Source organism: Bifidobacterium callimiconis (genome assembly GCF_003952005.1).
GTDB lineage: Bacteria > Actinomycetota > Actinomycetes > Actinomycetales > Bifidobacteriaceae > Galliscardovia > Galliscardovia callimiconis.
Genome location: NZ_QXGJ01000009.1, coordinates 76997 through 90982, shown reverse-complemented (window position 1 = coordinate 90982; position 13986 = coordinate 76997). Strand labels below are relative to the sequence as shown.

9 protein-coding genes are annotated in these 13986 nt (G+C 62.7%); 4 read left to right on the top strand and 5 right to left on the bottom strand.

Translation table 11 applies throughout. The features are described 5' to 3' along the window. Nucleotides 1-153 precede the first annotated feature (153 nt). The 4 genes from nth (at nucleotide 154) to D2E23_RS09040 (ending at nucleotide 6413) form a co-directional block, all read left to right on the top strand. Nucleotides 154-816: an endonuclease III gene (gene nth, locus D2E23_RS09055; protein ID WP_164520762.1), complete on the top strand. Its 663-nt coding sequence runs from the start codon at nucleotides 154-156 to the stop codon at nucleotides 814-816. Between the two features lie 70 nt (nucleotides 817-886). After that, on the top strand, nucleotides 887-2563 hold the full coding sequence (locus D2E23_RS09050; protein ID WP_164520761.1) for an ABC transporter substrate-binding protein: 1677 nt from the start codon (nucleotides 887-889) through the stop codon (nucleotides 2561-2563). Nucleotides 2564-2804: 241 nt separating this feature from the next. Continuing rightward, entirely contained in the window at nucleotides 2805-5549 is a 2745-nt protein-coding gene (valS, locus tag D2E23_RS09045; RefSeq protein ID WP_126030591.1) for a valine--tRNA ligase, read from the top strand. 501 nt (nucleotides 5550-6050) lie between these two features. Next, complete coding sequence (locus D2E23_RS09040) at nucleotides 6051-6413, top strand: hypothetical protein (protein ID WP_126030590.1); 363 nt, start codon at nucleotides 6051-6053, stop codon at nucleotides 6411-6413. 94 nt (nucleotides 6414-6507) lie between these two features. Here the strand turns inward: D2E23_RS09040 and D2E23_RS09035 are convergent, their stop codons facing one another. The 5 genes from D2E23_RS09035 to D2E23_RS09015 all read right to left on the bottom strand — a co-directional run bounded on the left by D2E23_RS09035 (nucleotide 6508) and on the right by D2E23_RS09015 (nucleotide 13984). Then, nucleotides 6508-8229, bottom strand: a complete 1722-nt coding sequence (locus D2E23_RS09035) for a DUF4012 domain-containing protein (protein ID WP_240541628.1) — start codon at nucleotides 8227-8229, stop codon at nucleotides 6508-6510. 279 nt (nucleotides 8230-8508) lie between these two features. Then, nucleotides 8509-8880 carry a chorismate mutase gene (locus tag D2E23_RS09030; RefSeq protein WP_233133606.1) on the bottom strand — a complete coding sequence of 124 codons (372 nt, stop codon included), beginning with the start codon at nucleotides 8878-8880 and terminating at the stop codon, nucleotides 8509-8511. Nucleotides 8881-9323: 443 nt separating this feature from the next. Then, a complete protein-coding gene (gene rho / locus D2E23_RS09025; protein WP_126030587.1) occupies nucleotides 9324-11450 on the bottom strand; it encodes a transcription termination factor Rho in 2127 nt (708 codons plus the stop codon). Nucleotides 11451-11771: 321 nt separating this feature from the next. Further along, complete coding sequence (locus D2E23_RS09020) at nucleotides 11772-12848, bottom strand: hypothetical protein (protein ID WP_126030586.1); 1077 nt, start codon at nucleotides 12846-12848, stop codon at nucleotides 11772-11774. 107 nt (nucleotides 12849-12955) lie between these two features. After that, nucleotides 12956-13984: a hypothetical protein gene (locus tag D2E23_RS09015; RefSeq protein ID WP_126030585.1), complete on the bottom strand. Its 1029-nt coding sequence runs from the start codon at nucleotides 13982-13984 to the stop codon at nucleotides 12956-12958. Between the last annotated feature and the right edge of the window lie 2 nt (nucleotides 13985-13986).

Genomic DNA, 13986 nt, shown 5'->3' with positions numbered 1-13986 from the left:
CACGCAACGCTTGGTGTGATCACACCAAGCTGTCTCGCACATTCCAGTCCTATCCCGCCATGCGTCCTCCACGCTCAGCATCCCCATGCTTAGTGTGATCACACTAACTTGCCATGCAGGAAGAGGTCAGGGCGTTCGGATAAACCGGAACGCATGGCACGAGAGACGAAAACCGCACGCATCCAACGCATGCACGCCGAATACCGGATCCTCTGCGACGAGATCCCCGAAGCCGTATGCGCCCTGCACTTCTCCAACCCACTGGAACTGATCGTCGCCACCGTGCTCAGCGCGCAAACCACCGACAAGCGCGTCAACTCCGTCACCGGAGAACTGTTCGCCGCCTACCCCGACGCCGAGGACTACGCCAACGCGAACATCGAAGACATCGAACGCATCATCCGACCACTCGGCTTCTACCACTCCAAAGCCAAACATCTGATCGGACTCGGCCAGGCGCTCGCCGAACGATTCGACTCCGAAGTGCCGCACACCATGGAAGAACTCGTCACCCTTCCCGGTGTAGGGCGCAAAACCGCCAACGTGGTACTCGGCAACGCGTTCGGCATCCCCGGATTCCCCGTGGACACGCACGTGACACGCGTGACCGGCCGGCTGCGCTGGCGCACCGACTGGAACGCCAAACACCCCGACCCGGTGAAGATCGAAAAGGAAATCTGTGCCTGCTTCCCACCCGAGGAATGGACGAACCTGAGCCACCGGCTCATCCTGTTCGGCCGCGCCACCTGCCACGCACGCAAACCCGACTGCGGCAACTGTCCGCTCGCCGACACCTGCCCATCCTTCGCGGTCTGAAAGGCCGGTCCGAGCGTCCGGCCGATCAAAAACCAACCCCCGCGGACCGTCACCGAGTATGGTGGTAGACATGCGCAGAGCACAGTCGGATCAACACAGCACGGCACCCCAGGCATTCCCCCCGGTCAGCGACCCAGGCGTCCCGCCGGTCGGAAGTCCGTCGTCGGGCCTCCCGGATCCCAGCCAGCAGCCGCTCTCCCGCCGCGCTCGCCGTCAGTCCGAACATGCGCTGGCGACCGGCGGCATCAAGTCCGTGGTCGTCTTCCTCGTGGCGCTGCTGGTGTTCGGCTGCGGCGGATACGCCGCGTACTCGATGATCGTGAACCGTTCCGCGCCCAGTCTGCCGATTCCCGGCGCCGCTCCCGGCGGTTCGATCACGATCGGTCTGACCACCGCTCCCGAATCGCTCGACATCCGCAAGCAGGACGGCGACGCCGTGGCGCAGGCGCTGCTCGGCAACGTGTACGAAACGCTCGTCCAGCGCGGCGAGGACAACACCGCCCAGCCCGGCATCGCCAAATCGTGGGACGTGTCGGACGACGGACTGTCGTACACGTTCCATCTGGCCGACGGCGTGACGTTCTCCAACGGCGACCAGCTCAACGCGGACGACGTGGTCTACTCACTGCAGCAGATCCTGCAGAAACAGTATGTGGGCGCCAGTGATCTGACCAATCTGTCGTCGGTCAAGGCGACGGGCAGCTCCACCGTGGTCATCAAACTCTCCCAGCCCATGCCGCAGCTGCCGTGGGTGCTCTCCGGCCGCGCCGGCATCATCTACGACGAGACCGCGAAGGTCAACTACACCACCAACGCGGTCGGCTCCGGACCGTTCACCGTGGAATCATGGAAGAAGGGCGAACCGATCACGCTCAAGGCCAACACGTCGTACTGGGGCACCAAGGCGAAGATCGGCACGGTCACATTGAAGTACTTCGACGACGCCACGGCCGCCGCCAGCGAACTGAAGTCCGGCGACATCCAGGCGCTCATGCCCACCGACGCCACGAACGCGAACGATCTGAAGACACAGGACGGCATCACGGTGGCGCAGACCGAAAGCACCCGCAAGGTGGTGCTCGGCTTCAACAGCTCCGCCGACTCCCTGTTCTCCGACGCCCGCGTACGCCAGAGCGCGCGCATGGCCATCGACAAGAACGCGATCGTGCAGGCCAACGGCGCCGCGGAGACGCTGGGCGGACCGATCCCCAAGCTCGATCCGGGCTACGAGGATCTGACCGGCCTGTATCCGCTCGACCAGGCCAAGGCCAAGAGTCTGGTCAGCTACTTCCGTCTGCGCACGATGAAGCTCGTCTACCCGTCGTCGCTGGGCGAGCAGATCGGCCAGACGATCAAGAACGATCTCGCCGCCGCAGGCATTCCCGTCGAGGTGAGCATGGTCGACGACGCCACCTGGCAGCAGACCGTGGTGCAGGACAAGCAGTTCGACCTGACGATCTACACCATGGACTCCAGTCACGACGCGGGCGATTTCGTGGCGCGCGACAACTTCCTGCAGTACACGAACGCCGAGGTGGAAAGCCTGTACGCACAGGCGCAGGGCGCCACGACCAGCGACGACTACGCGAACCGGCTCAGGGAGTACGCGCACAAGCTCAGCGAGGACTCCCCCGCCGACTGGCTGTACGTGGAACGCCCGTGGGTGGCGTACAAGTCCACCGTGAAGGGCCTGCCCACCGCCATGGTCGACTGCTACCTCCCCCTCGCCAACGTCACCGTCGGATAGTTGAGCGGCTGGGCCTCGTTGGTCGGGCACCTCATCCGTCGGCCTACGGCCGCCACCTTCCCCTCGAGGGGAAGGAAATAATATTATCCTTGTAAATTCTTTTCCTTCCCCTCGAGGGGAAGGTGGCACGCGAAGCGTGACGGATGAGGTGTCCGACCAACAACAGCAACAACCAACAACATCAACAAGCGCGATCATCGTCGATCATTCCTTGTCACACAGCGTTTCTAAACTGGCGCGTATGACTGATAATGCTGAAGGCGCCATCAGCGCGCATCTCACCGCCCTGCCCGACCGTGTGGGCGTGGACGGTCTCGAAGACAAGTGGACGAAGGCGTGGAACGACGCCCAGACCTACAAGTTCGGTAACACCCGCGACCGCAAGGCCGTCTACTCCATCGACACCCCGCCGCCCACCGTCTCCGGCCATCTGCATGTGGGCCATGTGTTCTCCTACACCCACACCGACGTCATCGCCCGTTACAAGCGCATGCGCGGCTTCGACGTGTTCTACCCGATGGGCTGGGACGACAATGGTCTGCCCACCGAGCGTCGTGTGCAGAACTACTACGGCGTGCGCGTGGATACGTCCCTGAAGTACGATCCCGACTTCAAGCCGCCGTTCGAAGGCACCGAAGGCAAGAAGATCCAGGCCAAGGATCAGGTGCCCTGCTCCCGTCAGAACTTCATCGAGCTGTGCGAGAAGCTCACCGCCCAGGACGAGAAGCAGTTCGAGGCGCTGTGGCGCGAACTCGGCCTGTCGATCGACTGGTCGCAGACCTACCACACCATCGGCGAGCATCCGCGCCGCGTGGCCCAGAAGGCGTTCCTGCGCAACCTCGCCCGCGGCGAGGCCTATCAGAAGGACGCCCCCGGCCTGTGGGACGTGACCTTCCAGACCGCCGTGGCCCAGGCCGAGCTTGAGAGCCGCGAATACGACGGCTTCTACCACAAGATCGCCTTCCGCTTCGAGGACGGCACCCCGATCTACATCGAGACCACCCGCCCCGAGCTGCTGGCCGCCTGCGGCGCGCTGATCGCGCACCCGGACGACGAGCGCTACAAGAAGTACTTCGGCCAGTACGTGTACTCCCCGCTGTTCAAGGTCAAGGTGCCGATCCTGGCGCACAAGGCCGCCGAAATGGACAAGGGCGCCGGCATCGCCATGTGCTGCACGTTCGGTGATGTCACCGACGTCGAGTGGTGGCGCGACCTGAACCTGCCCACCCGTTCGATCATCCAGCGCAACGGTCGCATCATCATGAACGTGCCGGACTGGATCACCGACGAGGGCGGCAAGGCCATCTTCGAGGAGACCGAGGGCAAGACCACGTTCTCCGCCCGCAAGATCATCGTCGACCACCTGCGTGAGTCCGGCGACATGGACGGCGAGCCGAAGCCCACCAAGCGTATGACGAACTTCTACGAGAAGGGCGACAAGCCGCTCGAGATCGTCACCTCCCGTCAGTGGTACCTGAAGAACGGCGGCACCGACGAGAAGCTGAACGCCGAGCTGATCGAACGCGGCAAGGAGCTCAACTTCCACCCCGACTTCATGCGCGTGCGCTACGAGAACTGGGTGCACGGCCTGAACGGCGACTGGCTGATCTCCCGCCAGCGCTTCTTCGGCGTGCCGTTCCCGCTGTGGTACCCGGTGAAGGAGGACGGTTCCGCCGACTACGATCATCCGATCACGCCGAGTGAGGACATCCTGCCGATCGATCCGACCACCGACGTGCCGGCCGGATACACCGAGGACCAGCGTGACGTGCCCGGTGGCTTCACCGCCGAGAACGACATCATGGACACGTGGGCGACCTCCTCGCTCACCCCGCAGATCGTGACCCGTTGGGAGGAGCCCGGCGAGGAGAACCAGGCGATCCACGCGGCCACGTTCCCGATGGATCTGCGTCCGCAGGGTCAGGACATCATCCGTACCTGGCTGTTCAGCACCGTGGACCGCGCCCACCTGGAGAACCGCTGCCTGCCGTGGGCCCACGCCACGCTCTCCGGCTGGATCCTGGACCCCGATCACAAGAAGATGTCGAAGTCCAAGGGCAACGTGGTGGTGCCCAACGAGCCGCTGAAGAAGTTCGGCGCCGACGCCGTGCGCTACTGGGCCGCGGCCGCCCGTCTCGGTCTGGACGCCACGTACGACGAGGGCCAGATGAAGATCGGCCGCCGTCTGGCGATCAAGCTGCTCAACGCCACCAAGTTCGCGCTGGCCATCGGTCGTGAGGACGAGAACCATCACGTGGGTTCGGCCGCCGAGGCCACGTGGAACCCGACCGACGTGACCGAGCCGCTGGACCGCGCCGCCATGGCCAAGATGGCGTTCGTGGTGCGCACCGCCACCGAGGCGCTCGAATCCTACGAGCACTCCAAGGCGCTGGAGATCATCGAGAGCTACTTCTGGCAGTTCTGCGACGACTACATCGAGCTGGTGAAGAACCGCGCCTACGGCACGCCCGACGAGCACGGCCGCACCCCGAGCGAGGCCGCCGTGCTGTCCGCGCGCACCGCGCTGGGTCTGGGTCTGGACGCGTTCGCCCGCCTGCTTGCCCCGTATCTGCCGTACGCCACGGAAGAGGTGTGGCATTGGATGCACGACGGTGAGGGCTCCGTGCACCGCGCCGCATGGCCGACGCCGGAACCGTACGTAATCGCCGCCTCCGGCGTTTCCCCCGAGACGCTGGCCTGGGCCGGTCGCGCCGTGGAGCAGCTGCGCAAGATCAAGTCCGAGGCCAAGGTCTCCATGAAGACCCCGATCCTGTCCGTGGCGCTGTCCGCGGCCGCCGACGGTGTGAACGCGATCCGTTCCGCCATCGACGACATCGCGCAGGCCGGTCGCGTGGTCGGCAAGTTCGATCTGGTCGAGAAGCACGCCGAAGAGGCCTCCGCCTCCGATGACGGCTCCGACGAGACCGTGATCATCGCCGCCAGCGAGCTCGGCGAGCCCCCGGCCAAGAAGCCCAAGAAGAAGTAACCTTCATGGCGTGAGGCACAGAAGGCAAGGCCGGGGGCCATCGCAGCCTTGGCGGCTGCTCCCTTCGGCTACGGACAGTCCACTGGACTGTCCGCTTCACGCCTCAGCCGGCCAAGAAGCCCAAGAAGAAGTAACTTCTTCAGGCCATACGTCTGGCTCCCCTCTCTGAGGGGAGCTGTCACCGACAGGTGACTGAGGGGAGTGAACGGGTACATAGTCTGTGCCTGAATTCTCCCCTCAGTCTGCCTTCGGCAGACAGCTCCCCTCAGAGAGGGGAGCCAATCCGTTTTGGACACCAACCCGGAAAAACCAGCTTTCACACACGCCCCCCCAATCACCCTCACCGCACCACAAGCCAAGCCCCCCGCTGCAATCCTTGGCAACAAATTACGTAGCAAAAACTCATCAGACAAATAGTGGTGCCATGCAGAGTCGCATGGAAGTTTACACTTCACTACATTCTGCAGACCATCAATGCCCTGCGAAAAAAGGAATACGACAATGAAGTGGATTATTCGATGGGGAATTCCGATCTGCGGCGTGCTCATCGTGCTGTCGGTGCTGCTGTATGGGATCACACACCCGGAGTTTAGGGACGTCATGGCCGGCCCGGTCCACGTGATGGATCTGATCATAGTACTCGGCGGATTGCTCATCTCAATACCCATCACCGGAGTGCAGATCGGGGTGAAAACCAAACGCGGCGACCCCTATTCTACGGTTTGGAAGACTATTCCGTGGGCATGCATCATCGTGGACACCATACTGGCACTGTTTGTACCCAATACGCTGCCGTTTTCCATCGCGAGCGCGGTAACCGCCATCATCTGGTGCTATTTGCTGTTCTGGACACCGAAGAAGTAGCCTGAGCCGGCCCTTCCACACCAATCGACCAAAACCAATCACCAGCCCCGGCCGGATCACGCATGCCCAATACGGCTGATCCGGCCGACCCTACCTACTCCGACTTCTCCACCCAGCCGAGCGGAGTCTGGTCCACGGTCAGGTCGGAGACGGCCTTAGCGGACGTAGTCACGTCAAACTCGTACGTCACGGTTTGGCCGGGTGCGAGGCTTGCCACGTTGGCGTAGATCTTTGTGCCGTTCAGCGTTTCCTGTCGCGCGTCCGTCACGGTACCTGTGGAATCCGTTGACGCCGTAGGCTCGGTCATGCTGCCGCCAGCCGGAGCGTAGAACAGCATCTTCTCAATGCCGTACGTCTTGGGCTGCCCGGCCTGGCTGATGCCGATGATGTAGTCGGGCAGCGATGCGGCGGCATTGGAATCCAATGTATTGGTGAGCGTGTACGTCACATGGTAGGTGCTCGATCCGTCGCCATTTTTCGACGCCAATGTCACTGCGGACGTGCGGTGGATGTACCAGTCCATCTTCGACGAGTTCTGCTGCGTCACGTACACGCCCACCTGCGGATGTTCCTCGCTGTCCGGCGTGGACGCGGTGAATCCGGCATCGGCGATCGTCTTCTCCGCATTCTCGTCGAACGAGTACAGCGAGAAGTGCCGGTTCTGCGCCATGTCGCCCATGATCTGCGACACCTTGACCAGTTTGCCCGTGGTCATCTTGGAGAACATGCTGCCCACGGCCTGTTCGGCCACCTGCGCGAAGAACGCGTCCTGCTGTTCCTGCGGATACTTCGTGTACACCGTGTTGAGTAGGAATTCCGCGGTGTTGTCTCCAGTGAGCACGGTGCCGTCGGACAGTGTGACGTTGCCGGTGATGCCGATCAGTTCCTGCAGAAGCACCGGATCGACCATGATCACGCCGTCCAGATTCGTGTCGGCGCCCCACGGGGTGCGTTGCCAGATCTCGCGCATGCTCTCGGCGTTGCGTGACGCATCCGGGTAGACGGCCAGATCACGGATGTCGAACGACATCTGCAGCGGACCCCATTCCTGGAAGATTCGCCGTTCGTCGTCGGTCGGCGTACTCGTGCCGTAGGCGAGATAGTCCGCGTCGGAATGGAAATCGCCGATGCTGATGCTGCCGTTGTCCGTGGTGACCACGCCGACCGAGCCGACCAGCCCGCCGGACGAACGCGCCTCCGACGTGGTCATCGCCATGAGCGCATATGTGCGAGGCTGGTCCGAACCGAGGAAGTCCGGCAGCATCTGGAAGGCGTTGGACATGCGATCGACCGTATCGGCCAGTGATGTCAATTGCCTGCCGCTGGCCTCATAGGCGTCGTTCACGATGCCGACGTGCCCGCCCGGCAGATTCCTATAAACACGCACCTGCTTTTGCAGAGCCTTGTCGGCGGCGGCGATATCCGTTCTCTTGTCAAGGATCGGCTGCAGATTGAATCGACCGTCGTCGGTGCTCAACTGACTGTTCTGCAGTGAGGTCAGCACGTCGACGAATTTGGGCAAAGAATCACCAACCAGTTCATTCGTCACCGAGGTCATGCCCTGCACGGTAGTGACGTCGTCACCGATCACCGGAATATGCGATGTGATGTTCCATAGCGCGCCGTGGGTGATATCGTTCGCAGCCGTAGTCTCCTGCTTCGCCGCGTCAAGCTGCTGCTGCAGATCGGCGGATGCGACACCGGATCCACCTGCGCTAGAATCAGACGAATTGGCAAGATTCACTACTGCGGACACCGTTGACAATGCCTGCTGTTCGTGAGCCTGCACCTTCTTGGCATCCGAGTACAGTTTCATGCCGCACGCGCCTGCGGCAACAGCGAGCGCCAGCAATACCAGTAGTATTGCCGCAATCCACCGGCCGGGATGATGTCGTCTTGCACTCCGTGCCGGCATACGCCCCGTCTTCATATCATTCTTTGCAGTCAATCGTCAAACCCCGCAAAACACATTACTCCCCCCGAAAATAGGGGGCGCCAAGCATGTAATTATAGAGTCAGGATACGCGACATCGATGGCATTATAAGAATGATCACCAAACGTGCGTGTAGCCGGCCGCGCTTATTGCAAACGGTATTAGGCGAATACGTCGAGCACGCCGGGGTCGCCGCCGGCGTCAGCGATGCGCTTGTGGCGTTTCTTCGCCTCGGTCACTACGAATTCGCGGTACATTTCGGCGATGTTCGGGTCGAGTCCGGCGTCCTTGGCGATGCGTTGCAGACGCTCGATCTGGTAGTCCTCACGTTTGTAATCGGCGGGCGCGAATCCGGCGCCGGCCTTGAGCACGCCCACCTGCGAGGTAGCCTTGAACCGTTCGGCGAGCAGGTGGATCACCGCACCGTCGATGTTGTCGATCGTCTGGCGCAGTCCCTTGATCTTGGCCACGGCATCGGCCACTTCGGGATGTTCCTTGGCGGCCTGCGCGTCGATCGTGGACGAGCGTTCGATGCCGTTCGCATCGATGCCGTTCGCCGACTTCAGCTGGGTTTCGTCCGTTTCCGCAGTGTCGGTCACTACATTGTTCGCATCGGCGGATCCGGTCTGATCGTTGTCTTCGGTGATGGTTCGTACAGGCTTTCGCCAACCACTGATATCTGCACTCATGCCTACCAGATTATCCCGAACCGCTCCCCTGCGGCCGGCATGCCACGCGTATGATCACTATGCAAGACCGGTCCGCATATCGTACGTTCGGTTACGTTCCGTCATGGATCATCAACCGAACGTAACCGAACGCCACCCTACGAGTACGTTTCGTAGCCGACCGATGACGCAACGTAACGCAAAAGCGCCGTACGGTTACGTTCGGTTGCATATATGCAGCGAATCGTAATCGTACGGCGCTTGGATGATCGTCTCAGTTCAACTCGAACCGAACCGTTCCGAACCGACTACTTGGCCTGGGCCTGCGGGATCGTGGAGTTGATCGCCGCCAGGAACTCGCGGTTCGTGGCGGTCTTCTTGAGGCGCGGCACCAGCGTCTGGTACGCCTGCTCCGGCTCCATGCCGCCGAAGAGGCGACGCAGACGGTAGATGACGGCCAGCTCGGCGGGCGGCGTGATGAGCTCCTCGCGGCGGGTGCCGGACGCGTTGATGTCGATGGCCGGGAACAGTCGCTTCTCGGACAGCTCGCGGCTCAGACGCAGCTCCATGTTGCCGGTGCCCTTGAACTCCTCGAAGATCACCTCGTCCATCTTGGAACCGGTCTCCACCAGCGCGGAGGAGATGATGGTGAGCGAGCCGCCGTTTTCGATGTTGCGGGCCGCGCCGAAGAACTTCTTCGGCGGGTACAGCGCCTGCGCGTCCACGCCACCGGACAGGATGCGGCCAGACGCCGGCTGGGCGATGTTGTACGCGCGGGCCAGACGGGTCATGGAGTCGAGCAGCACGACCACGTCCTTGCCGAGCTCCACCAGTCGCTTGGCGCGTTCGATGGCCAGTTCGGCCACGATCGTGTGGTCGCTCGCCGGGCGGTCGAACGTGGAGGAGATGACCTCGCCCTGCACGGTGCGCTCCATGTCGGTGACTTCCTCGGGGCGTTCGTCCACGAGCACGACCATGAGGTGCACTTCGGGGTTGTTCGTGGTGATCGAGTTGGCGATCTGCTGCAGCGTGATGGTCTTGCCGGCCTTCGGCGGGGAGACGATCAGACCACGCTGGCCCTTGCCGATCGGCGCCACGATGTCGATCAGTCGGCCGGTGAGCTTGGTCGGCTGGGTCTCCATGCGCAGACGCTCCTGCGGGTAGAGCGGCGTGAGCTTGCTGAAGTGCGGGCGGGACTGCGCCTCCTCCACGCTCATGCCGTTGATCGTTTCGATCGACTGCAGCGGCACGAACTTCTGACGCTGGTTGCGGCCGTCGCGCGGAGGACGGGTGGTACCCTGCACGGCGTCGCCCTTGCGCAGACCGTACTTCTTCACCTGGCCCATCGACACGTACACGTCGTTCGGTCCGGGCAGGTAGCCGGAGGTGCGCACGAATGCGTAGGATTCGAGCACGTCGACGATGCCGGCGACGGGCACCAGATCGTCCTGCTGCTGGTAGTCGTTGCGCTCCGCACGATCGGCGCGATCGGCACGCACGACATCGTCACGACGATTGCGGCGATCGTTACGATCGGCACCGTTGCGACGGTCGTTGCGATCGTCGCGAACGCCACGACGGGCATCACGATCGGCGCGGTTGCGGCGGTAGTCGCGGTCATCGTCCTGCTCGTAGCGGTCGGCGCGATCGGCACCGTGGCCGCGATCGTCACGCACTCGACGGTCGGCGTGATCGTCACGACGGTTCTTGCCGCCCTTACGCGGTTCGGGACGGTCGGAACGGTCGGGCAGTGCGGCGAGGATGTCACCCAGATCGCGCACGCGACCCTGACGGGCAGGCTCGTCGGCAGCGGCACCGCTGTCCTTGCGGCGGCGCACGCGCGGAAGATCGAGATCAAGGTCAAGCTTGCCAACGTTCTCGTGATCGTGATCGCGATCACGGCCGGCACGGTCCGCACGATCAGCGCGTTCGTTGTCGATCGCCGGAGCGGACGACAGCGTGGCACGACGACGCGGCGCACGCTTGCCGGCCTTGGGCTCGGGCAGCTCGATGGCGGCGAGCTTGGCGGCGGACTTCTCCACGTGATCGATGTGATCGGCCGGCTCGACGGTCTTCTTCGGTTCGGGCAGCTCGATGATGGTCGGCTGCGCGGACGTCTGCTCCACGGGAGCGGAAACATTGGATTCGGCCGGCTTGGAGGGCTCCGCGACAGGAGCGGCAGCGGAATCGGACGGAACGTCGGCCACGGCTTCGGCGGCTTCTTCCGGCTTGTCGGCCTTCTTGACGGTGCGCTTGGTCGTCTTCGGCACACGCACGGTCACACCGGCGGGCGCTTCGCCGCCGTTTCGGGCGGCTTCGATGGTGCTGACCAGCTCGCCCTTACGCATGGTGGAGGTACCACGCAAACCCATCTGCTTGGCGAGCTCCTTGAGCTCGGGCAGCTTCATACTTGCAAGATTCTGGCTTTCTGCCACGTGTATTGCCTTTCGTCTGACCGTATATGACCCAACCATGAATCTCAAAGACCCAAGGCCGCAATCATAAGGGTGTTCTGACGCGATGAGAGCGCCGTTCCGATGAGAACTATCTCATCCGAGCGCTATCTCGTCATCGAAAAGTCCGAATTGAGAACGGTTCCGGACTGCCCTTACTATACGACGAGTCACCGACCGACGCAATTTTGCCACGCCCGAAAATCGAACGGTTGTTCACGATGATGTTCGTTCGAATATTCGTGCGCGAAGGTACCGCACGCGAGCGCCATGCACGTCTCGCGCATGCACCTTGCACGCCCGTCATCGCAATCGAAAATCCGTAACGACCGACAGCGTTTTCGCATACTGGGCATCAACGCTCGCATTATGGTTCACGCTGGCGGCGCTGCTGGAACCGCCACTCACCGACCAGCCGGTGAATCGCAATCCCATGCCGGTGGTCACCTTGTCCGCATCGATGGGCAGACGCAGCACCACGGCCTGACCTTCGGCGAGCGAGATGCGATCGGCCTGCGCCCAGACGCGATCCATGGTTTTGCCGGACGTGTCCAGCAGGTCGAAGTGCAGCATCACGTCGGTGACGTTGCCGGGCACACGGCTGCGCACGGTCACGTCCACCATGCGTTTGCCGTCGTCCACACGGTCGTCGCCACCGGCCGCGTCGGAGTGGAAGACGCCGCGATCGGTGATGTCAAGAATGTCGAATGGCATACTGTGCGGCTGCGCGGCGGGCAGGTTGAGCTTATTGCGCAGATAGGCGTCGGCTTCGGAGACCGTGTACGCGTCCACGCCCGTGATGGCGTCCGTGTAGCGCAGGCTGGTGGCGTTCGCGACGTAGCGCGCTTCGGCGGTTTGGTCGGCGTAGTCGTTGGCGATGTCGTACACCGCGTTGCTCACATCGTCCGGCCAGGTGCGCGCAGTGAGCAGTTTCACGGTTTGGTCGAGGGCTGTGGCCGCCTGTGCCGCGGCGGCTCTTGTGGCGTTGAGATCGTCTCCGATGGAGGTGGTCATGGCGTCGTCCACGGTCTGCCATGATGCGGCCACGGCGTTGAGATAGTAGTCGCCGGCTTCCGCTTCGGTGAGTTCCGGTCCGGTGAAGTTCAGATCGTTGGTCGTTTTCGACGGAGTGGCCCCTTCCAGATCGTATTCGGCGTCATTGGGGCAGACTTCGCCGCTGGCCGTCGACAGAACGCTCATGCCGCCGACGAACCATCCGGCCGCGCCGGCCATGACGATCGCGAGCAGTAAGCCGATGATGCGTCGTCGGAGACGTTTGCGTGCCGCCTGTTCGGTCAGTTCGGCCGCGAGCGCGGCCCGGGGCTCATCGTCCGTGCCGTCGTGGTCGCCTCTGCCATGACGATTGCCGTTTCGTCCCATGTGTCTCTCTTTCGCGTGGTTGCTCGTTGTCATTCGTCACTCACCCGACCATTCACTGTCATTCGCAGGTCATTCACTGCCGCTTACCGACCTCCGCCATTCGCAGGTCATTTGCTCAGCCTCACCGAGATCGATATCAGATCACCGTCGTCGAGATACGGGCGCATGGCGTTGTTGCCGAAGTCGAATTCCATGATGTAGGTTTGCGGATCGAAGTCCAGTAGCCCGTTGTATCGGCGGAGCGGTCCGACGTTGAGCAGTCCGCCGCCGTATTCCGCCTCCCACTGTTCGGCTGCGGTGTAGTAGGTGCGACCGAGCTTGTACTTGGCTTGGAACGTCACGGTGACGGCGCGTTGGGCGAGGTCGATTTTGCCGGCCTGGATGTATTTGCGGTCGAATTCAGCCACGGTGATGTTGTAATGCTCGCGCAGATTGCGCTCGGCGGCGCGGTCCTCGTCCGACATGTATGACTTGACATACCCGCCGTCATTATCGGAGACGATGATCTCGTCGGCGGTCATGTTGCCGTATTGTCTCACGAACGCATTCCAGCCGTCGCCCGGTCTGATGCCTCGTTGGGTGGCAAGCGTGAAATCGCAGTCCTCGTGATCAATGCGGCAGCTGTTGCCATCCTCGCCCACGCTGGTGAATTGGCCCGGGTAGTCGCGGACGTATGCCTTGGTGACGATACTGCCGGATGCGGTATTGACCAGCGAGTATTCGCTGACGGGCAGATATCCGGAGGGAGGGTTGTCGTCGGTTGTGATCAGCGTGGTCGTGCCGATCGTGACGGATCCGACGATGGTCAGGGCGAGGGCCAGGATCAGGACGATCGCGGCGGTGCGGGAGCTGCGGGGACGGGCGGCGGCATCTACCGTGTTGGTCTTACGGTCAGCGGTCGCACAGTCGGCGGGGTCGGCGGTCGCACGGTCGCCAGTCGCACGGTCGCCAGTCGCACGGTCGGCGGTCGCACGGTCGGCGGTCGCACGGTCGGCGGTCGCACGGTCGGCGATTTTCCTACCGGCGGTCTTTCCACCGGACGACTTCCGCCGCCCGGTCGGGTGGGTCTTCTCATTCGACTCGCCGGCCGCGTCGATCGGCACATAATCCGCATCAGGTTGGCGAAACGGTCTCATGG

Excerpts from the sequence above, each read along its gene's own strand:
- nth (WP_164520762.1), top strand. The coding sequence starts at position 154 with ATGGCACGAGAGACGAAAACCGCACGCATCCAACGCATGCACGCCGAA.
- D2E23_RS09050 (WP_164520761.1), top strand. The coding sequence starts at position 887 with ATGCGCAGAGCACAGTCGGATCAACACAGCACGGCACCCCAGGCATTC.
- valS (WP_126030591.1), top strand. The coding sequence starts at position 2,805 with ATGACTGATAATGCTGAAGGCGCCATCAGCGCGCATCTCACCGCCCTG.
- D2E23_RS09040 (WP_126030590.1), top strand. The coding sequence starts at position 6,051 with ATGAAGTGGATTATTCGATGGGGAATTCCGATCTGCGGCGTGCTCATC.
- D2E23_RS09035 (WP_240541628.1), bottom strand. The coding sequence starts at position 8,229 with ATGAAACTGTACTCGGATGCCAAGAAGGTGCAGGCTCACGAACAGCAG.
- D2E23_RS09020 (WP_126030586.1), bottom strand. The coding sequence starts at position 12,848 with ATGGGACGAAACGGCAATCGTCATGGCAGAGGCGACCACGACGGCACG.
- D2E23_RS09015 (WP_126030585.1), bottom strand. The coding sequence starts at position 13,984 with ATGAGACCGTTTCGCCAACCTGATGCGGATTATGTGCCGATCGACGCG.